Here is a 22,345-nt window from a genome sequence, read left to right as displayed (position 1 = left end):
TTGAGCAGACGAAAATCACCGCGTGCGCGGCGGCAAGCCGGGACGGATCTGGCCGCAGAACTACAAAAACTCCCCGGCCTGAACACGTTTACGTTTGACGGCCCCTGGCCGGTCACATCGTCCTATGACTTGCTGGACTCGATGTATTGCGCCGACAATGGCCGGTACTACGAGACGCCGATCAACTGGTACGGTCTGGCGCGACAATTCGGTCATGCCAGTTGGCACCAGTCGGCGCTGATATTCAAGCGCAATGTGCTGGCCGGTTGTTTCATCCCTCACAATTTGCTGTCTCGCCAGATGTTCTCTGCGTTTGCGCTTGACTGGCTGGTTTTCGGCAATGCCTATCTTGAATTACGTAAGAACGTGTTTGGTGGCCCGCTATCGTTACGTCACGTCCTGGCAAAGTACACCCGGCGCGGTTCCGATCTGGATACCTACTGGTTTATTCAGTCCGGGCTGGATGATTATTCTTTTAAAACCGGTGATGTTTGTCACGTTATCAATCCTGATATTCATCAGGAAATCTACGGGATGCCTGAATATCTGGCGGGGCTGCTGTCCGCCAACCTGTCGCACTCTGCCGATATGTTTCGCAAACTGTACTACGACAACGGCAGTCATGCGGGCTGCATTGTCTACGTCAACAGCGCCATTGCCGATCAGGAGAGCCTGGGCAAATTAAAAAAGACGCTGACGGATACGCGACGGGGCGGGGCATTCAAAAACATCCTGCTACATGCGCCAAATGGTGGTAAAGACTCTGTGCAGATCCTGCCGTTCAGTCAGATATCGGCAAAGGATGAATTCATTGGCGTTAAGTCGGCAACGCGTGATGACATTCTGGCTGCGCATCGCGTGCCGCCTCAACTGATGGGCGCCATTCCTGAAGGCAATGGTTCATTTGGTGATATTGAAAAGGCCGCAAAGGTATTCGCCATCAATGAACTTACCCCGGTCATGGAAGCGATGAAGTATGTAAATGAATGGCTGGGTGAGGAAGTGATCCGCTTCAACCCCTACGCGCTGCTGGATACAGACAAATAATCATCACGGCCATGCTGCCCGGCGGCGTGGCGATCAGGATAACATAGTCATGGCTGACTATTCCGGCCAACGCCCCGATAACTCCCCAAACGCTATGCATCGAGCATAGCCACAACGATCCATTTACCGCAGCCCATTATTCCCACACCAGACGCGACAGGCGGCACACTGGCGAGTTTTCACACACCTATCCGACTGACGCACCGATGCGGTGCGCACCTCCCAGCAAGCGATTTAGGAGGCATCAGACCCCCTACCTAGCCCCCAAAGCGCGCGCTTGCTCCCCCGCCTCGCCTGCGCGCTAAACATGCCTCTTTTTGTGCAATATCTCAGGGTAGGGAGAACCGCGCCAGCACTGGCGCGGGATGGGATTCGGTGATGTGAAAAAATTGTGCAAATTTGTGCAGAATTTTGCAGTAGCTTTCAGGCAAAAGAAAACCCGCCGGAGCGGGTCAGTAGCAACATCATCAAAGCGTCATTTGCTCAGGACGGCAGTGATAAAGTTCGGCCAGTTTTTCGCGGGTTTTTTTCTGCGGGCGGGAATCTTTCGCTTCCCACTGTGAAACCGCTGATTGTGTTGTACCCAGCTTTTCGGCCACATCGTATTGTGATAATCCACGATGGATGCGCCAGGCAGCAAGCAGGCTAACATCATCACGGAACATGATTTCTACCACGTCGTTAGGCACAGTTTCGTTATCGTGCTCATCAGCAACATAAGGAATGTCCTCATAGCCTGAATCGCTATCAGACAACATCTTTTCATACTCTTTGATTGGTAATACCACGAACTGTGGTTTACCGTTCACGTCATTGATAAATTGTAGTTTTGACATAATTTCATCCGGGTGTCAGTGAGTCGCGGTGTATGTCATAAGGAAACTGGCGGGTTACCCCGCCTGATAATTAGTAAGTTGTTGATGTTCTGCGCTTGACCGCCTGAACTTCACAGACAACTGGCTCACCTTTAATGATTTCAAAAATTACCCTGTAGTCTCCAATCCGTAGCCTGAATTTACCCGCCTCACCCTTCAGCGTAGTAATATCCAGTTTGACGGCGGGGAAGTTCTTCAGTTCGGCAACTTTCTCACTTATGGTGTCCTGATATCTTCGGTCTATCGTTGAACGTTGTTTCAACGCTTTCCTTGTCCAGATTACCTTTACCATCAGCTTCCTCGGTTTTTTAAAGAGCATATCCGCTTGGGATGAGATAATAATAAGATATTTATCTAATTCCATCAATGACTATCTAATCATAAATCTAATTATTTTGTGCTCTGCCATCAATTTCACACAAAGCCGTCATTACCGCCAGCCGTTCCGCTGGCGACATAGCCCGGTACTTAGCCGCCCATCTTTCCGCTTTTCGCTTGATGCGCTGCCGATCAATGTAATCTTTACCGGCATACTTCGCGCTGTAGGCCGGGTTTTCTGGATAGTTCATCCATAGTTTTTCTGTCCTGGCCCCGCCGCGCGTCATCACCTGAAATTCAATAGAGCGCCAGCCAGACAATAGCTCATCGTAAAGCGACGACGGATAGCCGGAAATCATTACGCTGTAAGGAACCTGCCGCAGAATAGCGATCAACTCCCGATGGTCATCAACAGTGTATTCATGCCGATAGCGGGTGCGGCTGGTTCTGGTCTCCAGCAGATAGGAAGGGTCTGCATAAATCAAAGTACGGCCCATTGATTCGAGGTCGTGGCTTTGCAAAAAATCAATGGCATCCTCATTCATGATTCTTAGCTGCGTATCTAGCCGATCTACAAACTCAGGGTTGAACTGGCAAAACGCCTCAACGGTATCCGGGTCAATATCAATCCCAATATTTAACCTCGCGGGCGGCTTATTCAGCATGACGGCGCCACCACCCAGATGAGTTTCAACGTACACATCATGCGGCGGCATGTTAGCGATAATTTTCTGATACGCGCCGGACGCCGCCTTGCTCCCCAAATACCCCATATTTCCCCCTTTCGGTACCACATAGCTGTTTTTATCTTTGCTGAAGTAATGTCATTTCTGTCTGTGTTCCCAGGTATGGCCAACACAACCAGCTATAACTGTGCCGCTAACTCCCGTAGCGCAGCGACGCGCCGTAATAACGCCGCCGCTTTATCCTGATTTCCCGATTCCCTGCCTTTCACTGACGCGCAGTACAGGCACCCATCAGGCCGCGCAACGTAAGACTGCCCGGAAAAGGTGATCGCAAACCCCATAGCCAGGCGCTGAATCTCTCCGCTGCTGATATACCAGCCCAACGACCGGGCGAAATCGGCAACTCTTGTGCGCCAGTCGTCCGACAGTTTGATAACCGGCTGTTTTTCATTCGCTTTAACGGGATGAGTTGTGGACGAGTGTTTGTTATGTCGCTGATCCGGTGGCTGCGATCTAAGACGGTTAAGCAATCCACGCCGTTCCGTGTCTGTCATGTGCTCAAAGTCGATGCTTTCTTGTTCAGACGTACCGTCAATCTCTCTATCGGTTGGCTCGGAAGTGTTTGTTTTTTCGTCTACCGTAGAGTTATTGACAGAACTCCAAGCGCCGCCGGTGGGCGGCGTAACGGCCAAACCACGCCCAGCGCTATCATTAGCGGCTGCGTCTGATGCCTGTTTTTTGCGGATCTTCCATTTGATAAGACGGGTGCAAATGCGGGATAGCTCGCCCAAACGCGGGGAGAAAACACCAAAGATTTTTTCTGGAGTCTCGCCGTATTCGTTTTGCTCTTGCGCATCCTCGTAGGCGATGCGCACGGTGTAACGTTCACGGGGGATCAGCACGCCGCCTTGTTTTTCAATATAAGTGGCAAAACATCCGGCATCGGCAGACGCTAACACGGCATCCATTGCGGGATCGGCAAGCTGGGCGGCACCGCGTTTAAATGTTCCGGCTTCTTTCTGCATCGCAGTAAGCTGGTTCGCCAGTCGGCGCAGTTCGCGCCATACCGTGACCGGCGGCAGGCCGAACGGTTGAAACTGGCGAATGTTATGCTGAGACGCCCACGCCATCGCAAACTTAGCCGTCTCGCGCAGGGGTTTTCCGGTTTCTCCGTCAAGCTCCCCATCGAGCGCGTAACCATCAATGTTTTTGCTGATGTATTTCGCCACGTATGCCGTAGCGCTGCCCTTTTTCGGATCGAGCTTCTTCGCTTTGAAACGGGCGCCGGTATTGCGGCCCAACTCCGCACGGTCTTCGGCAATGAAGTATTCACGCAAAATGCTGGTAATTTCTTTTCTGTCTTCTGGCGGCATAAACAGCAAAACATGCCAGTGCGGTGTAGCGTCGTGATGCGGTTCGGCCACACGAAAACCATAGGGCCGCAGGCCGCGACGGTTGAGTGCCGACATAGCCTTAGCCCAAGTTTTGCATAAGTAGCGTTGTCCCTGGCGAGGGGATGAGGTATCCCACTTGGGATTTTGATGGCCGCTCTGAATGGTGGCGTGATAGCGGGACGGGCAGGTAATAGTAAGAAAAATCCCCTCATCACTGCGCGAAATAGCAACCATTTCAACGCCCGCCATGCGTGTCATTAGCTCATGCCGACGAATAACCGGATTGCTGATGCTGGCATACACCATATTTTCCAGTGATGCGATGTTGCCATCCTCATCAACCAATTCATGAGCTTGGAAAAATGCGCGGTTTTTGCGGCGCTGCTCTTGCCACTGGTTCAGCGCGTCGATGCTGACATACGGCATACGCTTTTTATGGATCACGCCAATAGCGCGGAATTGGTTTTCCCGCCATTCACAGCGTAAACGCCACAGCTTACGCCCCCACCACTCAGGATTAGTAATGCGCAGAATGGCGGAGTAAATACGATTTCGTGATTCGCTATCGCCGATAATCACGCCCCAGCACGGCGGAGTAACCTGATGCGCCGTGCGATAAATGCGCCACAAAAAGCGCGATAAATGATGCTGGATTTCTTTGCAGTATGTGAAACAGAATTACAAAAAACATGCATTTTTTCTGTTTCACTCCTCCAGCAGTTTTCTTACATCTCCTTCCCTCATAGAAGTGCTGACCTCTTTGCCGGTATCCAGCACCAATACCGTACCGCTGTTTCCGTTGTAATTGATGCGGTAGTAATGGGTGATGCGCTCCAGACAAACTGATACCGCAGAGCCGTTAACGCCATAAGGTGGAAATTGATAAAACTTCATGAAACTATCCTCCTGATACAACCGTAAATTCATATCCCCACAAACTCTCCAGCCCGTCACGTTCGCTGTATAGCGTGATGCGGTCGATATCTTCCCAAATCATCGTGCTGCCGGTCGTGTCATCCGGATCGGGTTGGTTGGGATAGATCCACTCGGTGCCAGCGATTCGCTCCTCGCGCACCAACGTTGAACCTTTATATAGACGGATGACATACTCCGTGCTGGCCTCCGGGCCTACGTTGCCCTCGTCGTGGCTGACCAGGTTATTGCCTTGCACCACGCGGTCGCGATGCGCCCACGTCAGCGTGAATGCTACGCTGGCGATGATATACAGTGTGGCGACACCATTAATGCGAACATTACCGGGGGGGTATGGCCGCGCCTGGCGTTGATTGAGCGTCAGCGTTTGCACTGTGGCCAGTGCTGCGTCCAACGGCCCGTTGGCTGTTGTGGTCAGTAGCCGGATGCTAATGGTTTCACCCGGCAGATAATCCACGTTGTCGCTCTCCAGCCAGCCGTCATAGAACCAGATAATCGCGCCGCCATTATGTTTCTGCGGAACGGTGTCGGCGCAGGCGCGACCGACTGTGAGCGTGCCGTTGGCCGCATCGATAGCGTCAATACGCACGATCTCGTCGTCAATCAGCAACGCATCGCCCACGTCAAACATCACGCTGTCAAACGACACGCTGAACACGTCGCCCTGGCGGCCAACGTCGGCCAGCAGCAGACTAACCGGTGTCCAGTCGCCCGTTCCCCGGTCGGCATAGTCGGCGATGCCAGCACGGGACTGAATACCGTAGTTGATGGCCGTGGACGTTGGTGCGGTGGCCATGATACCCACAACGCAGGTTTCATCCGACAGTACGTTCAGATCCGCTGTACTCAGTTCGGATGCCAGGACGGTATAGGGGATTTCCATCAGCCGCTGCTGCGTCACCGGGCGCGGGATTAGTGAGGGGGGCGTCCAACTGCTTTGCGGCTGGCCACTGCTATAAGTTGACGCAGCCAGGCCGAACACATCCTGCACCACGGTGACCAGTAACGAGCCATCGTCCTGCTCTTTCATGTTGCCGACGCGCACCACCATGTTCTCTATATTCCTGTCAGCCAGCGAAATGCGAAAGACGCCCGCTGGCGTCAGTTCGCTTCCGCGCCGATCCATTATTAGCTTCAACCTGGCCAATCCCGATGCGCCTGCTTCCAGATCGCGCTGGGCGACTTGTCCAGCCAATTTATGGGTGGGGATGGCCGGATAATCTGCCGTTTTGCTGATCAGTCCAGCGGCCTGAACAGCCCCCAGATTCTGGGCGCGAACCGTCGAGTCGGTATTGGTGACCGGGTCGTGAAAGGTGACGATGATTTCATTCGGCGCATTATCCGCTGCGGAGCTATCGTCATCCTGTACGCTGAGAATACCGTTGTTATAGGTAAATAATGGCAAATCATCGACGTTATAATCGTTACGAATTAATTTGGCGGTCAATTTTCCAGTATTCAGATCCGCATATTGCACACCGCCGATATGATCGAGAATCTGCTGAATAAAATCGTCCAGATTGGACTGCCGGTTATAACGGAAACATAGCCCGAAACCTTCCTCATATAAGGTATCCGCCATCTTCTGATAGGCATCCAGATCCAAATCATCTTGCAGCGATAACCCTCGCCCCCAATCCCTGCTGATGGCTGCCTGCACAAGAATATGAGCGGGATTCATGGCGTAAATGTTTTTCAGATTATCGATGATATTCGGTACGTCCTCTGAACCTGGCACAGTAGGCTTGATCCCTTGATTGTCCAGAATCGCCAGAACAATGGCTGGCATGGAGCTGTCCCATCCTGCAGTAATATCGTCCGATTCGATTTGCGCTGTATCGTTTCGCAGGATAATCCTGGCTTTTTCCGGGTACCAGACCACGCCATTATCCCACCCCTTCAACGCACGCCGAACGCGATACTTCCAGGGTTTGGGGCTGGCGCTGTAGGCACCGACCAGCCCGCTGAACAACGTGGACACGATGCCTCGGAAACCGGGAACCAAGCCGGTCAGGAGGCTCTTGAGACGGTCTGTGGGCACCTGGTCCGCCTCACCGAAGTAGACTTCAAGCCAACCCTGCACGCCCCCCTCGCCGCTGACATCCGTGCCGCCGAACAGCGATGGTTTATTGATGTAGACCGTTGTGTTAACCGTGATCTGCTGTGCTGTTGTCGCCAGTACGATTTTTTCGTCAGCAGTGATGGCAACCAATTCATCAACCGGTCCACGCCCCAATCCTGCATGAATATCCCAACTGTATTTATAGCCGACAGTGGTTTTTTTCTTTTTACTGCCCACTAGTTATGCTCCATTACTGTTAGATTTTAGGGCGATAGCCACTGTGCGTAATGCCAGCGCATCGCCAGTCGCCAGTAGCTTGTCGCTGCTGATGCCACCGTCGCGGATAAAGGCCCGAAAATCCAGGCCGTAGCGCCGAAACCAGGTTTTGGCCCCCGGCGCGCACCCGCCGGCAATGCGGATATGATCCATCGTGACGAAGATGTCGATCACGTCCGTGCTATTCCCGGTCATTTTTTAATTGCCTCATAACGATAATTACCGTAGTCCAGCACCTGCCAGTCTTCGGTCCAGCAGTCGCCAAAAAATATGCACTGGGCTGTGCCTTCATCGGTCTGTGGAAAATCCCAGTCATCGGCTGTTGCGGCCTCCGGTTTTGTCTGGTTGTTTTTAGCCAGCGCCTGATTAATAAAATAAGACGCGACCATCACAGCCAGATAATAGAACACCTGCCAGTACGCCATCGCTATAGGTTTGCCGTCGATATAAACCGGCGAGGGAAATAACAGCTCGTTGAATACGTGCAATATCATGTCCATCAGAACACCTTGATTATTTGCCAGGGATTGACGCTAGGTAAATGATTGATGCCGCCAAAATTCAGAATATTGCCGAATTTGGCATCGCAGGTTTCAGCCGTTAAATCGCAGCCCGGATAAGCGGTAACAGCCTGGCCGACAGTCAGTCCGGTCGAACCGCCGAATAAATTGATGGCGTTGCCGCTGTGGACGCGGGCGCCGCGCGTTTCCGTCACACCGTCGGCGGTAAATTCGATATAACCGCCGCTGAAATAGCCCTCCGGTACACCGGCCGGGATATTGACCGTGATGCCGTCGCCATTCGTCGCCGTAACGGTCAACGCCACAGCGTAATCGGCGGATTTGAGACGGCAATTGTGGTCGTACAGCGCATACGGGCAGCCGCGCCCCCAGGTCAGACGCACGCCAGTGCGACCGAAGGTGGCCGCCAGGCTGACGGCGAACAGTTTTGCTACGCCTGCATCGCTGCGCTGGCGGTTGGTGAGCGTACCGACCCAGCGGGTTTTGACCTCAACGTCGGCGTCACCGTAGTGCAGTTCATGGATTTTCAACCGTACCGCACGGGACGGCGGAACGCCGTCATACAGCTCGGCGACCGGGTTATCAGCTGGCAGCGTGACGGTCATATCATCATCGTCGGTTCCTGATGCGATGCCGCCGTCGCTGATGGCAATCGGTTCCCAGGTCTGACTGCCTGCGGTTACCGCACGGTCGGCATTGGTGTAGCGATAATAACGCGTTCCGCCGCGAATAAACTCATACAGCCGCACCGGCTGACCGCTGGCGGTCGAATATTCGTAATCACTCCAGCTCATCGCGTACTCCTTCAAACGTGAGTGACAGTGCCGCAACGCCGTCGGCGTCGGTTTTGTGCTCCCAGGCCGCACTGTCGCTGGACAGATGGCACAGTGTCAGCCAGGAGATTTTCAAAATTTGTGTGCGGGAGATGTTCAGCGCGGCATCGATGACCAGCCGCTCGGTATCATCATCCAGGATGGCGCTGGCGGTGATGCGGGTATAGTAAACGCCAGTCGTGGTTTCGATACGAATGTCCTGCCGGCCCGGCAGCGCTCCCCCGGAATCTGTAAACCCGATGGACTCGATATCGAGGGTTTGGTTGGCGATATCGGCCACGGCAATCATGTCCGTGGCCTGGCTGCCGACCCACACCGGCCGCTGGCGGCCGCGCAGCCAATACAGCAGGCAGCGCAGCTGACGCTGCCTTTCGCGGCCAACAGCCAACCAGGCGTGCGACTGGACGATGAACGGCCGTTCGGCCGTGTCGAGCCGGTACGGAATGCCGATGTCGTTGTCCAGTTCGGCCAACAGCCGGGAATATTCCGCCGTCAAATCCTCAGACCAGTCAGAGCCAGGCTCGATGACAGGAAAACCACGATGCAGCGTCAGGCCGTGCTCGTCGCTGTGGGCGTTGTGTTCTGTGATAAGAAAGCGCATCTGCGCCGTAATGACGCCATCATTTTTGCGCATCAGCCGGGGCTGGTCGGTGATGACAGCGCTGCGTAGCGGATAGACAAGTGTGCTGGCAGGCCAGTCGTTTTGCGTTACGCGAGACAGCGTCAGTGCCTCAGCTTCGACGCCAGCAATCTCGACGGTTTCGCGCGCGGCCGTCACCGCCGTGGACGCGCAAATCAGCGCCATACCGCCTGCAACAAAATCCCGGCCGGCCGTCGCCAGCGGCACAGTATCGCTGCCTGCAGGCAGCACAGCGGGCAATCGGGCCTGGTCGGGGTAGATCGGCAGCGCCCAACTGCGCGAACCATAGTTGAACAACTGCTGTTCGAATCGCCGGCGTGCGGCGGCATCGGCAATAATTTTGAATTCGAAGGTACGGCGCGGCGACAGGCGACGGGCAACACGCTGCGCGGCGCCGGTCTGGGAGCGATGAACATCCGTTTTCCATTCCAGGTTTTCCGTGATGCCATCACTCCAGTCAGGAGCCAGTAGCCAACTGACGGTGCGCGACCCGGTCAACGTAAACGTTACGGGGTCCATGCCGGCGAACTGCCAGGTCACGGTGCAGTTGATGGCGCTGGGACCGTCCATCGATATTGTCAGTTGCCACTCATGGATGGCGAGCCGGTTGAACTCGCGAGGAGTGACGGGACCGGAGAGTGCGATCCCCTCGTCGCCGCTGATGGCCATGCTCAACAATGTCTGCGCCGATAAATACGCGTTCCACACTTTGACTGTGACGGTCTGCTCTGAACTGATGGCGCCCAGGGATTGGGTGGTAGGGATAATCGCAATACGGTTGTAAAAACTATCAATCCAACTGGCACTGAGATAACCGGCGCGGGAATGTATGGCAATCGATTTTTCGGTACGCTGCAGTGTGCCGCTTGTCATCACTGTTGGCTCTGCCAGCAGGATACTGCCCTGGCGGGTTAGCAGATTATCGATATTGGCGCTGTGCGGCGGCCTGATGCGATAGCTGCTTGCAACAATATGGACGCTGGTCATGGGGTGATCCGGTAGGCGTAGCCGAGAACATGACTGTTTTCACCAACTATCCTGCCATCAGCCATGTATTTTATCGGCGGAACAATCATCCAGGTTTCGCCGTTTAACTCAAGCTGTCCACGTGATGTGATCCCCATCATTCGGCAGACAGCAATATCTGGCACGATACCTAGCCGACGCCATAGACCGTCGGCACCAATAACCATAATGGCATTGGGTACTGGTGCAATCACCGCACCCAGTTGACTTTGGCTGGTGGCCACTGCCATTGTATCGGGATGACGCCGACTGTAAGTCCCGGAATTATATAACACAGAACCACCCAGCCCGATTGCTCCAATGCCTGCAAGGGTAGCGCCAAACAAAAACCAGTAAGGAGAGGAACCACTATCACCCAACGCATCTGCCCGTACAGCCGATGAGAAATTGTCGCCGTACACTGTTCTGTCACAAAATGGGTAGGTATTGTAGTCAGGATTGCTATCAACACCGGAATTGCCAAAAGGGTTATACGCGGTGCCATAAGTATATTGTCCACCAGTATAATTCCCCTCACGGTTTAGCGTGCCAATACCAAAATGGCGAAAACTGGCAGCGGTAATTTGTACGATAACGTGTAAATATTGCGCTGTGCCGAAAAAATCGTAACTGATAAACGGCCCCGCCCCCCGAACCAGTTCTGTCGTGCCTGCGCCACGATAGTTGGCGAACCAACTACTTGTGCTGCCATGATTGGTATAGCTACTACCTGGCTGGGCTGTCCAGGCCAGCGCATTGTCAAAACCAGTATTTCCCAAAATGAACAGCGCATATTTATATGATGAGCTTGGCCTAGTAACCCCAAACGACCAATATCCATCGGCATTGTGTAGATATAGTTCTGGAGATGTTCCCGACACGAATTTATCAACCGTCCAACCGAGCGTACTTGCAAATATGCTCAGTTTTTCCAACAGATCTGAAACGTCGTTAGCGGTGCCGGTTTGGTAGCCCATAAATCCCCCTGTTATGCCAGCTCGACGGCAAAATAATCGAGTGTGCTGGTACGAAACGCATTACGCGAAATGACAAACTGCTGATCATCAGCAGTATTAATGATGTCCTCCGCCGCTACACCTACTCCCGGTAACCAGCAAACGCCGTCCAATGCACCAAAATAATTGGTTCCAGCCACCTCCAGTGCCCGAAACTCCACTGACCATAGCGGATAGTTATCACCCGGAGAGGCAGTCAGTGCCGTTAACACTTCACCGGCGTTACTGGCGTAGGAATAACGAGGCGCACCGCGCGGGGTGAGGTAGCGAGATTGACCGTCTGTGGTATAGCTGGTCGCGGCAGCGCCATAAAAATCACGCCATCCCTGGTCGGGATACATCAACCAGCAGTTTTGGGTGCGTGGGTCGACAATACTGCTGTTGTAATCAGTAGTTAGCGAATAACGACTCAGCGTATTATCAGTGCTGCCAGCAATCACCAGCGGATAAGGGTATTCCAGCGGGGTAACGGTCGGCAGCATAAACCCGCAGTAAGCGGAACTAAAAATAGCGTTCGTCAGCCGGGTGAGGACAATAAACCGCCGACCGTTGGCGATAAACCAGTATTTAAATGTTAGGTTTTCGCAGCAACACCCGACACGCGGCGAGCCGTTAACCATGCCACTCCAGATGTTTTCAGCATCGCTGAATGCCTCGGGATTGAAATACGTCCCCCCGGCAAAATAAATATTGTAAATATCGGAGCCGATGCTGTTGTTTGACCGTGCCCCGATATAAATCTGATCCGCGCCAGCAGAACCCGGCGCCACCCATGCGTAGGCCAACCGCTCAACCGTGGTTGATGTAGCGGCAATGGTGTCGGCGTAGATTTGCGTCCAATTCTCACCACTGGCCACCAGTTCGGCGTTGGATGTCAGAAAGGCATCCAGCTTTTGCAGTAGTTCGCGCTCGTTGGCGGCGGTGCCAGTTTCCCAAGCCATTAGCCTAACTCCTGTTTCAGTGTGGATTTATTGGCGCGGATAAAGGTCATCATGGCGCGCTGCCCGGCGACGCTCTGCGCGCCTTTGGTGAACACGTCGGCGGCGTCCAATACCAGGGTTTGCTGGATGACGGGAGCGGCGGCATTACCGCCAGCGCTGCGTTCAGGCAGTTCGGACAACATATTCGGGTTACTAGCGCGCGGAGCCGGAAACCCAGCCAGACCACCCGTCGCATGGCGTACCCGCGTCCAGTCGTGCAATGCTGACATACCGCGTTTGTTAAAGTCGTGGAGAAATGGCAGTGCTCCGGGCTGACTGGTAACCGCTGCGCGTGTCACGAACTCCTCGTTTGACAGCCAGGCTGCGATGGAGTCACTGGTGCTAGTTCCGGGACCGGTTACAAGGCCGCCGCCGGCAGCGGCAACGGCGGCTGCACCGGCGCTGGCCATTCCTGACGCGGCACTACCAGCGCTTGCGGCGGAAATCGCTGCTGACAAGGTGGCCGCACCCGCAGCAAACGCGCCGGCCAGTGAACCCGTTAAGGTTGCAGCCCCAGCCGTTATTGCAGTAGTGACCCCCGCGCCAAACGAAGCTGAACCAGCCGTACTGGCTGCTCCAATCGCTGTTGACATGGTTGTAGCACCAGCAGTAGTGGCAGTGGTAATAGCCGTTGACATGGCCGTAGCTTCAGCGGCACCAGATGCAGCATCTGTACTCGCGCCAAAGACGCTGCCATACAATGAGCTGGCTCCATCCATAATGGCGGTGGCCAACTTTTGCGATGCAATTTGCGACAAAGCATTGACGACAGACTGTGCCAGATTCAATACAGCATCACTCAGATTCATTGCTCCAGTGGACAATCCCTGGAGACTGCTCTGAATACCGCCTTGCAGGCCGTCTTTAAATGCCAGCGCTAGCGCATTAGCGGTTTCCTGCAGTTTTCCCATTTCCGCGTCGAGTTGAGCCAACAGCGCGCGGACACTCTCTCCCGCCTCACCGGGGATATTAGACATTTCACGTAGTGTCGGCAGGTAACCCTGGATTTTATTTGCGACATCTTTATGCAGTTGAACCAACCGCTCCCGACCATCAAGCTCAGTTAGTAATCCACCTTGAACCTGAGCCTGGACAGTTGTTTCCTGCTGGCTGCGCCAAGTAAACAAATCTGAAATCTGCTTTTTCAGCGCATCAACCCGAACCTGTGCTTCTTGCAGCGGTAGAAGCTTATCGAGCCAATTCACTCCCTCAGTGTTGCCGCTGGCGGTGAATTCGTCACGCAGTTGCTGATACTGGTTACTCACCGCCAACAGGCTGGCTCCGGCGCTATCTCCCGATGCACGCATGTATTCCATTTGCAATTGCAGGTTTTTGTCCTGAAATTCGCGGGCATTCAGCGCGGCGTGCGCCGCTTCAGCCAGTTTGCGTTGCTCCGCCGTCAGGCTGCGGGTGGCAATTTCTTGGGCGCGAATGGCGGCGGTGCCTTGTGTCTGTTTGGCGGCCTGTTCGACCAACGAGTCGACGAATCGCTGGTTCTCGGCGGCAGAGCGTTTTGTTTCGGCGGCGGCTTCGCGGGCCGACTTGATTTGCGCGTCCTGCGCATCGGCCTGACGCGCCAGCGCGCGGGCTTCTTCCTGCCGTTCGGCGGTTGCATTCTTCAACGAACCAGAGCGGATCTCTGCTTCGACTTTTTCCAGTTGCGTTAACGCGGTTTTCTGCTGAATGGTCTGACGTAACGTATCGTTGTACTGACGGGCTTTTTGGTCCGATGCGTCCAGTGCGGCAACGTCGATATCCCACTGACCGCCGGAGAAGTTGATACCGTCTTCAGAAGCGACGCCACGGCTGCGCAGCGTATCGCGGCCGCTTTCGGTCTTCCACAATGTTTCATAACGCTTGCGGGTCTCTTCAATCGCATCAGCTTCTTTATCGAGTTCAGTTCGATTATTGGCCCAGATTTTTTCCAGTTCGCGGGACGCGGCAATCGCTCTTTTTTCTGTTTTCTGGCGTTCGGATTCAGCCTTTGCCGCCGCTTTTATCGCCGCTTCTTCTTTTTCTAATGCAGCTAACTCCTCCTTGTCTGCTTTAACCTGCTGTTGGTAGACGGTGCCGCGTAAAGCAATATCAACGTCATTACCCGCTTCAGATAAACGCTGACGTAACTCGATAATCCTTTTTGCGCGGGATTCGCTTTCTGAGTCCAATCCGAACGCGCTTGCTGCGGAGCCTTTTGCGGCGGCGATAGCGTCATTCATCGCGCCCTTGATGTTTTTCCATCCGAGTGCAACCCAATTCAGCTCTGACTCCAACTGCGTCAGGCGCGTTATCGCTGCCTGCTTATAAATTTCCGACGCAACATCAATGGCTTCTTCCGTTCGTCCTTGCTCTTCCAATGCCCGGATACGCTGATAAGTGGCTGTATCCAGCCAGTGGTACTTCTCACTGCTGCTGACGGCCCAGTCGCTGACGCTGTCGGTCATCTTCATAAACTCGTTGATTATCTGGTCGGCGGACTGCCCGGTAAGCTGTGCCATTGCCGATGCCGCCTGCGATACGCCATCTATCGTCTCTGACGTAAATTTTCCGCTGCTGACCAGACCAGCAAGAATATCCCGCACCTGCGAGTAATTGCTGCTGAGTTTCCCACCGCTCTGCGCCATCTGCTCCAATTGGCCAGCCGTTACTCCGGCGTGATTTCCGGTCTGGACAATAGCGCGGTTAAATGCATCCTGGTCATTCATTACGCTGATAACCGCGATACCAACGGCAGCAATTGCCGCAACCATACCGCCCATTGCCAGGCGTGCGGGTGTAATCAGACTGGTGAGCGCTTTGAAGGTGTTGCCGATACCGCCGAACGAGTCCTTGATCTGCCCGCCTTGCTGGATGGCCACCATCCACACCGGCATTCCTGATGCCAGCGATGTAACGACATCGGTAATCTGCATCGGCAGGTAACGCATCGCCTGGGCGTATTGTTTGGCACTGAGACCGCCTTGACTCATTACCGCCGATGTATCGGTCAGACGTTGAATAAATGGAGTTGCTTCTGCCGCAACGCCGAGCTGCGCCGCTTTGTATTGCAACAGTTCGGCCGTGGTCATGCTCATCGTTTCGGCTTGCTCGCGCAGCCGGGCGATAAACGCCTCTTTTGTCGCTTTTGCCTGAGCTTCGACCTGAGCGGCTTCACGCGCCGCCTGTGCCGATTCCCGCGCAGCCTGAGCCTCCCGTCGTCCCGCCTCGCTGGCCGCGTAGGCGGCGGCCTCGACCTGGCCGCGCATATCATTCAGACGTGCAGCGTAGAGATCAAAGTCGTCACCGCCGATTAAGCCTGCGGCATTAAATTCACCGAGCTGGCGCTCCATGTTGTCCAGGCGCTCATACGCACCGACAACCGGATCGATGCGCCCCAGCAGTGCTGCCAATGCGGCCTGCTGAGCGGACAAATCACGGGTCACCTCGCTGACGGATGCGCTGAGCGTACTGGATGAACTGCTGGCGCGGGATACTGCCTGTTGATAATCGGCTACCGCGCTGGATGTCTGCCGGGCGGCATTCGCCGCCGCATCCTGCGCGTTAACCATCTCCGACCAATGTTTATTACCGGCATCGACCGCGCTACTGGTCTGCTCAATATCTCCGGTCAGCGTTTCAAGCGCCCGTTTGGCCTCATTGACATCCGCAGTGATACGCAGCGCCAGTTTCAAATCATTATTTGTCGCCATCGCGGATACCCATCATCAACGGAATGCTTTGGTTAATGCGTCAATACGTTTTTTCGCCGTTTTCCCGCCGGTATAGGCTGCGCCGACGTCCAAAATCCGCTCGACACTGTCCCGATCCTGCAAGCGCAGCGCCTCACGGTAATAAAGCATCAACTGGCGCCGGGTGTAGTAGCGGAGTCGCTCTGCATTATGTCCGGCCCGGACGAGGGTGGCGAAGAGAGTGGCGAATCCCACTGTTGCCGTTTTTCTCTGGCGGCCTGCACTGTTATCCGGCGCACGGCAGCGGTCATAAAAAAATGCCGGTTGACCACCCACCACCAGTCAAGCAGGATTGCGCCGTCCGTGGCGGATAGTTTTTCCGCCCAGCTTGCCGGTTTATCAACGGCACGCGCGGCCAGCAGCGGAACGATAGCCACCTGGCGAGCCAGAATGGCCTCGACATCCTCATAAAACAGCGGACCATCCTGCATCACTGCCGCCAACGCCTGCGTCAGCGCGGCGATCGGTTCATGCATTTCCAACGAGTCAACCAGGTTATATTCCCGCACGGTCAGCTTTTCACCAGCAATGTTAATCGTTCGATCGGGATTCAGAATTTCCAGATCGGCGGCAGCGGTTTCCTCCGGCGGAACAATTTTCTTCGCCATTATTCAGCTACCTTCTGAACGTAAGAGCCGAAATAACCCAGTTCGCTATCGCTACCCTGCGTGGTATCCGCCAGCACGTTGCCGGTCAGCGGCAGTTCGCCATAGCCTTCGTTGTGCAACAGCGACAGGCTGGATACCGGCTGAAATTTGACGCGGTAGAGCTGCACGATGACCCGTTCATCATTTTCGGTATTGATGCCGTCCAGCAGCAGCCAGCGCTCCGGCGGCGTGGTGGTAAACAGTCCCAACTGTTCGGTCGGGGCGTAGCTGTAGGCCGCTGTGGCCGTCAGCGCGCTTTCGCTCAGCAGTTCGATGATGCCGGCCGTGGCGGAATCCACACGGTAATCCGTTCCAGGCACCAGTGCGGTCGAGCCATCCGACGCGGTAAGGAGCACATCGCTGACAAAGGGATTGTCAAGGCGGACACGATCGCCAACGATTAACCCAGGCGGCAGGGCTTCACCGCTGATGGTTCCCGCCTCAACTCTGAATACCTGGCCGTACAGCGCCAGCGCCAGATTCTCCAGACTCCAGTCTTTGAGCGTCAGCGAGATGGTGCCGGTTTTGCCCAGCGACAGCGAGCCGATTTCCAGGCGCTGGCCGGTATAAGAATCAGTTTGCGACGCGCTTTCGGCTTCCATCTCAACATCGCAGACGTCGGCCTGACCAACGAACCGCAGCGCCCCCGGTTTTGCCTTCGCCGTGCTGGTAATACGCGGCGCCAGATTGATCGGCCCCTGTAGGCTCATTAATGACATGACTATTCTCCGGTGTGGTTCGCGGCGGTCGCATCAGCGGCCTGCGCGGTTTCAGTTTCGGCCGCCGTTACGTCGGCAACGGCCGTGGTTTTCTTGCTGCGCGTAGTGGCTGTCGGTTCGGCCACGCCGAGACCGATCAGCCAATCAGCCACCGGTTGCGACACCGATAGCGTCTCATCCGGTTCGCGCCATTGGCCGGCATGCTTGTGCCGGCTGTTCAGTTTCACGTCAGGCATTGCCCCCTCCAATGAAATGCTGACAGCTGTATGTGTCCATCCACGCCAGCACGCCGTTGACAAATCCCAGCGTTTCGCCGCCGGTCCACTTAATGGGGCGTCCGCCGCGCAGGCCGGCCACCGACCAGCCGATCAACTGGTCGCGGATACCGCCCGCTACCGGCTGCAACGCCAGCCTGGCATTATCGATATTGGTGACGACGCTCGACTGGGCGCGCACGACCGAGACCACGCCGAATACCGCCGTAACGGACTGCCGGGCGTCGGCCGGGGCATCGTTGGGCGACTCGCGCCCCAGCAGGACATAGGCCGCCGGCGTGGTAGCGTTGGCCAAATCGGTCAGTTTGCTGTATTCCGCCATGCTGCCGACCAGGCGCAACAGCTTGTCCGCGCCGACAAACTGATTCAGCCGTTCAATCACCGGCGTCACATCAAACGGCGCGCTGCTCATTTACCAAAATCCCGCAGCGAGTGCATATCAAAGGTCCGTCCGGGGCCGGTTACCTGCGGTACGCCGCCTGCGGGCGGCAACGGATCTTCAATCCCGAGCGAATATTTGCCTGCCGCCACTTTTTCCAGGTACGCCATCGCCTCTTTGTAATCCCGTATCACCGGATCGGTTTTCTCATCGCCGACGCGGTTGCGATTGAGCTGATAGCGGACGATGGCCCGCGCCCAGCGGGTCAGCAGCGGCGGCACCGCAGCCAGCGGCAGCCGGTGGCCGCGCTGGCGCAGGAAGCCGTCAATCAGTCCCTGGGTGTCGGTGATGACCTCATCAATACGCCCCAGCGTCACATTGGCCTGCACCAATTCGTCAGCCGTCCAATCCGCCGTGTCGCCGCGGGCGATAACCACGGCCAGCAGTGACGGCGGCACCGGCACTTCGCCGTCCTGTGCGGTGCATTGCGCCAGTTCGGCGGTGCCGGGGTGTTCGGCCAGATCGGCGTGGGTGATGTAGCGGGTCGTGTTCATCGCTTACCTCAAAACGTCGCGGGCTTGGCTACCGCGCGGGTAGCGGCCATAAACCCTTGTTGCAACTGCTCGCGGGCGATACGCAGCCAGGTCTGATCGATGGCCGGATTGTCGGCCAGACCGTCCAGGTAGTCGCCCACAATGGTCCGCAAATCGATAATCTCTTCCATCACCGCCAGTTCGGCATCCGTAAGCTGACGGTGAGAGGGTTGCGCGTTAATCACGGCCATCGTTATGCGGCCACCGCGTTCTGGAACAGATAGCCGACGTCTTTGGCGACGACCAACTCCTTGACGGATTCGCCGACGCGAACACGCTGGCCGCCGCGCAAACCGATATCAGGGTCGGCAATGGCGCCTGACACGCGGCCGCCGAACTGCGCCGTAATCCCCCATGTCACCCGACCCTGAGTATTGGCCAGACGATCGCGGTAGATAAACGAGGCATGGTTACCCCAGGCGCGAACCAGCGACGCCGCTTTGCCGGGTTTGGCGGTATTAACCCAACTGGAGCCGACATAGATGCTCTCCAACTCCAGCAAATCAGCCAGAAATGCCAGCGGCACCATGCCATCGGAGCCGGTCGTGCCGTTGTATGCCCGGACGATGGTGGGATGGCGGCGCAGCGCGGTGGCCACCTTGCGCCCCAGGATGGCGATATTTGGCCGTGCGATCAGCGTATCGAGCGCATCGGTAATCACGTTGATAGGATTGGCGTCCGCGTGGCTCCATTGCGCAGTACCGGCAAGCTGGGTGCGGTTGGTCGCGTTATAGCTGTCGGCACCGAACACCAGATTGGCGGCGCGAACTTCGCGATCCAGCAGGATGAGATCGGTAGTGGCTTCTGTTGCGTGACCGAGCGGATCGAAATTTTTCGGCGCGTTATCGATATCGTCCTGCGGCACCGGCGCATCAAGGCCGTAATCGCTGGTCGAGTCGGTTTCTTCTTCGGCTGAAAACTCCACCTGGTTCGGCGCGGATTTGCGTCCCACACGCGTGTTTGGCACGGAGAAACGCTCACCGAGCGCGAATTTCAGCCATTTGAACGACTTCAATCCCACCGGCACGCGCGGCAGCACCTCGTCGGCAATTAGCGACGGGTTGCGGTAAGCAATAGTGATACCGGTTAACACCGGATCGACGGGAAACGGAAAATTAGCAGCCATTGTGTTGCTCTCCAGTTATGAATAGGTGCCGGCGCCCGTCCCGGCATTCAATGGGCCTCTCGCGGCGTTATTGGGATCTGTCAGGCGCCCGCCGCCGGCAGTTGTCCGGGGGCAATCCACACCGAACCGATTTCATCCGCCGCCCCCGTCACCTCGGCGTAACCGATAAAGTAGTCGCCGGCGGCGGCCGTCACGGCTTTGCCATCAGCATCGGCAGTCAGTCGATCACCCAGCGCCACATCGCCGCCATAGGTCACCGGCGCCAGGCCGGAGCGGATCACGTCGAACGTGTCGCCGGGAGCGGCATCGACGTCAGTGCTGACGCCGATAATCAGCGCGGAGCCATCGGTTGCCTGCCCGGCCAGACCATCACTGGCGCCGTTGATAATCAAACGGCGCGCGATGACGGTGGTGGACGACTGGCGGGCGGTGATCAGTCCTGGAATATTCATTTCTGGTTCCCCTTGATGTGATGGACGGCTGCCGTGATAGAGATGGTGCGTCCCAGTTTCTGCTGCTCCGCCTGATACGCTTGGGCAGCGGCGGCGATGGATTCAGCGTCGGCGAAATCCACGGCTCCTTCACCTTCCGGCGGCGTTTTCTCGCTGAAATCCAGCAGCGTCGGTTTGTCGCCCAGAATTTCCCGCAGCAGGGTTTCCGGGGTTTTGCTGACCGTGGCGTTGCCGTCGGCAAACGAGATCGGTTCGGCGGACAGATTGACCAGCACTTCGACGACCGCGTTTTTCTGACGCGGCAGAATGCGGCCGTCTTTCGCCAGCCCGTCGGCAAATGAAACGATATCGGCGCGTCGTTGTTCGGCCGCCGCTTTCTGTTGCGCTAGCTCCTGCGCCTGAATACGCGCCTCGCGTTCAACCAGCGACGCTTCACGCGCCGCGAGATCAGCGGCTGGATTAAGGTTTGGGTTTTCTTTTGACACATTGGTCTCCTCGGCATACGCCAGTGGTGATATCTGAGGCTCGGATGCCCGCGCGGCGGCTTCTTCAATGGATTTAAGGCGCCACTGCGGCAGGATCTGATCGGCACGCTCCGCGCCCTCTTTTTCGACCAGATAGTCGCGCAAGCTGCGAAACATATCGGTCAGCAGTTCAGTCTCCCAGGGAATAGCGAACTCCAGCGGGGCATTCTCGCCGCCGGCTTCGGAGAATTGCACATCGGGCAACCCTTTTACCGCCGGCGGTACGGCGCCAAGAAAACCGACGTGACGCGGATAGTAATGGCCGGGTTTGGGATTACCGGGCGAATCCGGCAGATAGATGGAAAGCGAGCGTTTTTTCCAAAATCCTTTGTTAAACGCTTCGGCAAATTCCGGCACAACCTGTTTCGGTTCGGTGTAAACCAGATCGTCTCGCACCTCGAACCGGCCCGCCCAGCCATAGGCCGGCGCCGTCAGTTTGGGGTGACCGATAACAAACGGCGCCTCGGCAAGCGCTGGGTCGTAGCTGCTGGCCAGGTCGAGACAATCCTCGATCGTGAACGTTACGGTACGTCCGTCCATCGCGGTATGCGTGCCGGGCATGAAAACCGGTAGTGTGGCTGTGGATTGCTGGGGCATTTATCATCGTCCGTCACTCAATAATGCGGCCATGATGCTGCTATCGCGCGGCGGGGTAATCTGCCCTCGGGCAAATAATGCAACGTGATGGAATGACGGGGGAACGTGGCAGGGGCGGGTTAAACCCGGCGGGAGCGTTATTAAAAGCTATTATAATAATCCTGACGCCGCGCGCCGGGGTCATCGCACATCAGAAACGCCTGAACGCCGCTACGGCCGTTTTACGGCGCTCCCGACTTTAACGCCTTTTGCAGATGATCCGACGCGATGTCGACCAGCGTTTTGCCGTCGCTGTCGGAGACCCCCAGCCACGGCCGAGCCGGGATGGTCACCTGTTTAACCGGACGACCGCCTACGTTGAGCGCGCCGGCGGTTTTCGGTTTGATGGTGCCGCCGAAATGATGGATCGCTCCGTAGGGCCGGTCGGTGCCGAACAGCAGCTCGCCGGCGCGAATTTGCCAGCGCAGCGTATTGCCCAGATAGCCGTCCAGCGTCAGCACCTTATCGGCGTTACGCTTTTTCTCCGCTTTGTACCACGGCTGTAGCGGCGCCCAGGGTACGCCGTCCGGCGACATCTGATCAGCAAATCGTTTTTTGTGAATATCCAGCAGTTCCTCGCCCATCTCGGCCAGCATGGGCGTCGGATCGGCCAGTTGGCCCTCCATTTTCAGCAGGCTGTCGAGCGCCTGCTGAGCCGCAAAAACAATCGTGACGCCGGCCAT

The 22,345-nt window shown here is 56.1% G+C and carries 24 protein-coding genes and 1 pseudogene; 1 reads left to right on the top strand and 24 read right to left on the bottom strand.

The features are described from left to right. Complete coding sequence (locus BIY29_RS10610) at nucleotides 1-1,047, top strand: phage portal protein (protein ID WP_121575096.1); 1,047 nt, start codon at nucleotides 1-3, stop codon at nucleotides 1,045-1,047. Between the two features lie 467 nt (nucleotides 1,048-1,514). On the opposite strand, the gene BIY29_RS10605 is transcribed toward BIY29_RS10610, so the two are convergent. The 24 genes and pseudogenes from BIY29_RS10605 to BIY29_RS10495 form a co-directional block, all read right to left on the bottom strand. After that, a complete protein-coding gene (locus tag BIY29_RS10605) occupies nucleotides 1,515-1,883 on the bottom strand; it encodes a helix-turn-helix domain-containing protein (protein ID WP_121575095.1) in 369 nt (122 codons plus the stop codon). 70 nt (nucleotides 1,884-1,953) lie between these two features. After that, nucleotides 1,954-2,214 carry a type II toxin-antitoxin system RelE family toxin gene (locus BIY29_RS10600; RefSeq protein ID WP_121575126.1) on the bottom strand — a complete coding sequence of 87 codons (261 nt, stop codon included), beginning with the start codon at nucleotides 2,212-2,214 and terminating at the stop codon, nucleotides 1,954-1,956. A 94-nt stretch (nucleotides 2,215-2,308) separates the two neighbouring features. Beyond that, complete coding sequence (locus BIY29_RS10595; RefSeq protein ID WP_121575094.1) at nucleotides 2,309-3,013, bottom strand: DNA adenine methylase; 705 nt, start codon at nucleotides 3,011-3,013, stop codon at nucleotides 2,309-2,311. Between the two features lie 92 nt (nucleotides 3,014-3,105). Next, nucleotides 3,106-4,929, bottom strand: a pseudogene (locus BIY29_RS10590) (replication endonuclease); the annotation flags it as partial. A gap of 96 nt (nucleotides 4,930-5,025) precedes the next feature. Next, nucleotides 5,026-5,214: a hypothetical protein gene (locus tag BIY29_RS10585; protein ID WP_121575093.1), complete on the bottom strand. Its 189-nt coding sequence runs from the start codon at nucleotides 5,212-5,214 to the stop codon at nucleotides 5,026-5,028. Between the two features lie 4 nt (nucleotides 5,215-5,218). After that, nucleotides 5,219-7,552 (bottom strand): phage tail protein, encoded by a 2,334-nt coding sequence (locus tag BIY29_RS10580; protein ID WP_121575092.1) that lies wholly within the window; start codon nucleotides 7,550-7,552, stop codon nucleotides 5,219-5,221. A 3-nt stretch (nucleotides 7,553-7,555) separates the two neighbouring features. Continuing rightward, nucleotides 7,556-7,786, bottom strand: coding sequence for a hypothetical protein (locus BIY29_RS10575; protein ID WP_121575091.1), 231 nt, complete (start codon nucleotides 7,784-7,786; stop codon nucleotides 7,556-7,558). Next, nucleotides 7,783-8,091 carry a hypothetical protein gene (locus tag BIY29_RS10570; RefSeq protein ID WP_240630085.1) on the bottom strand — a complete coding sequence of 103 codons (309 nt, stop codon included), beginning with the start codon at nucleotides 8,089-8,091 and terminating at the stop codon, nucleotides 7,783-7,785. Before BIY29_RS10570 ends, BIY29_RS10575 begins: the two co-directional genes overlap by 4 nt. Beyond that, entirely contained in the window at nucleotides 8,091-8,906 is an 816-nt protein-coding gene (locus tag BIY29_RS10565; RefSeq protein WP_121575090.1) for a phage BR0599 family protein, read from the bottom strand. Before BIY29_RS10565 ends, BIY29_RS10570 begins: the two co-directional genes overlap by 1 nt. Continuing rightward, nucleotides 8,893-10,572 (bottom strand): hypothetical protein, encoded by a 1,680-nt coding sequence (locus BIY29_RS10560; RefSeq protein ID WP_205680328.1) that lies wholly within the window; start codon nucleotides 10,570-10,572, stop codon nucleotides 8,893-8,895. Before BIY29_RS10560 ends, BIY29_RS10565 begins: the two co-directional genes overlap by 14 nt. Further along, complete coding sequence (locus tag BIY29_RS10555; protein ID WP_121575089.1) at nucleotides 10,569-11,567, bottom strand: hypothetical protein; 999 nt, start codon at nucleotides 11,565-11,567, stop codon at nucleotides 10,569-10,571. The genes BIY29_RS10560 and BIY29_RS10555 overlap by 4 nt, the downstream gene beginning before the upstream one ends. A gap of 11 nt (nucleotides 11,568-11,578) precedes the next feature. Next, nucleotides 11,579-12,547 (bottom strand): hypothetical protein, encoded by a 969-nt coding sequence (locus BIY29_RS10550; RefSeq protein ID WP_121575088.1) that lies wholly within the window; start codon nucleotides 12,545-12,547, stop codon nucleotides 11,579-11,581. Next, complete coding sequence (locus BIY29_RS10545) at nucleotides 12,547-16,272, bottom strand: phage tail length tape measure family protein (protein WP_121575087.1); 3,726 nt, start codon at nucleotides 16,270-16,272, stop codon at nucleotides 12,547-12,549. Before BIY29_RS10545 ends, BIY29_RS10550 begins: the two co-directional genes overlap by 1 nt. 15 nt (nucleotides 16,273-16,287) lie before the next feature. Continuing rightward, nucleotides 16,288-16,422 (bottom strand): hypothetical protein, encoded by a 135-nt coding sequence (locus BIY29_RS20850; RefSeq protein WP_276310288.1) that lies wholly within the window; start codon nucleotides 16,420-16,422, stop codon nucleotides 16,288-16,290. Continuing rightward, on the bottom strand, nucleotides 16,422-16,919 hold the full coding sequence (locus BIY29_RS10540; protein WP_121575086.1) for a DUF6631 family protein: 498 nt from the start codon (nucleotides 16,917-16,919) through the stop codon (nucleotides 16,422-16,424). The genes BIY29_RS20850 and BIY29_RS10540 overlap by 1 nt, the downstream gene beginning before the upstream one ends. Next, complete coding sequence (locus BIY29_RS10535) at nucleotides 16,919-17,677, bottom strand: phage tail tube protein (RefSeq protein ID WP_121575085.1); 759 nt, start codon at nucleotides 17,675-17,677, stop codon at nucleotides 16,919-16,921. The genes BIY29_RS10540 and BIY29_RS10535 overlap by 1 nt, the downstream gene beginning before the upstream one ends. Nucleotides 17,678-17,679: 2 nt before the next feature. Beyond that, nucleotides 17,680-17,913 carry a DUF7210 family protein gene (locus BIY29_RS10530; RefSeq protein WP_121575084.1) on the bottom strand — a complete coding sequence of 78 codons (234 nt, stop codon included), beginning with the start codon at nucleotides 17,911-17,913 and terminating at the stop codon, nucleotides 17,680-17,682. Then, on the bottom strand, nucleotides 17,906-18,364 hold the full coding sequence (locus BIY29_RS10525; protein ID WP_121575083.1) for a phage tail terminator protein: 459 nt from the start codon (nucleotides 18,362-18,364) through the stop codon (nucleotides 17,906-17,908). The genes BIY29_RS10530 and BIY29_RS10525 overlap by 8 nt, the downstream gene beginning before the upstream one ends. Continuing rightward, entirely contained in the window at nucleotides 18,361-18,885 is a 525-nt protein-coding gene (locus BIY29_RS10520; RefSeq protein WP_121575082.1) for a gp436 family protein, read from the bottom strand. Before BIY29_RS10520 ends, BIY29_RS10525 begins: the two co-directional genes overlap by 4 nt. Nucleotides 18,886-18,893: 8 nt before the next feature. After that, entirely contained in the window at nucleotides 18,894-19,115 is a 222-nt protein-coding gene (locus BIY29_RS10515) for an Acb2/Tad1 domain-containing protein (protein WP_121575081.1), read from the bottom strand. A gap of 2 nt (nucleotides 19,116-19,117) precedes the next feature. Next, on the bottom strand, nucleotides 19,118-20,050 hold the full coding sequence (locus tag BIY29_RS10510; RefSeq protein ID WP_121575080.1) for a major capsid protein: 933 nt from the start codon (nucleotides 20,048-20,050) through the stop codon (nucleotides 19,118-19,120). A gap of 80 nt (nucleotides 20,051-20,130) precedes the next feature. Continuing rightward, on the bottom strand, nucleotides 20,131-20,502 hold the full coding sequence (locus tag BIY29_RS10505) for a capsid cement protein (protein ID WP_121575079.1): 372 nt from the start codon (nucleotides 20,500-20,502) through the stop codon (nucleotides 20,131-20,133). Beyond that, entirely contained in the window at nucleotides 20,499-21,623 is a 1,125-nt protein-coding gene (locus BIY29_RS10500; protein ID WP_121575078.1) for a peptidase, read from the bottom strand. Before BIY29_RS10500 ends, BIY29_RS10505 begins: the two co-directional genes overlap by 4 nt. Before the next feature lie 221 nt (nucleotides 21,624-21,844). Further along, nucleotides 21,845-22,345 carry a phage virion morphogenesis protein gene (locus BIY29_RS10495; protein ID WP_121575077.1) on the bottom strand — a complete coding sequence of 167 codons (501 nt, stop codon included), beginning with the start codon at nucleotides 22,343-22,345 and terminating at the stop codon, nucleotides 21,845-21,847.

Source organism: Brenneria alni (genome assembly GCF_003666245.1).
Lineage (GTDB): Bacteria > Pseudomonadota > Gammaproteobacteria > Enterobacterales > Enterobacteriaceae > Brenneria > Brenneria alni.
The sequence above is the reverse complement of the archived record's forward strand: the minus strand, read 5'-3'. Positions and strand labels throughout refer to the sequence as shown.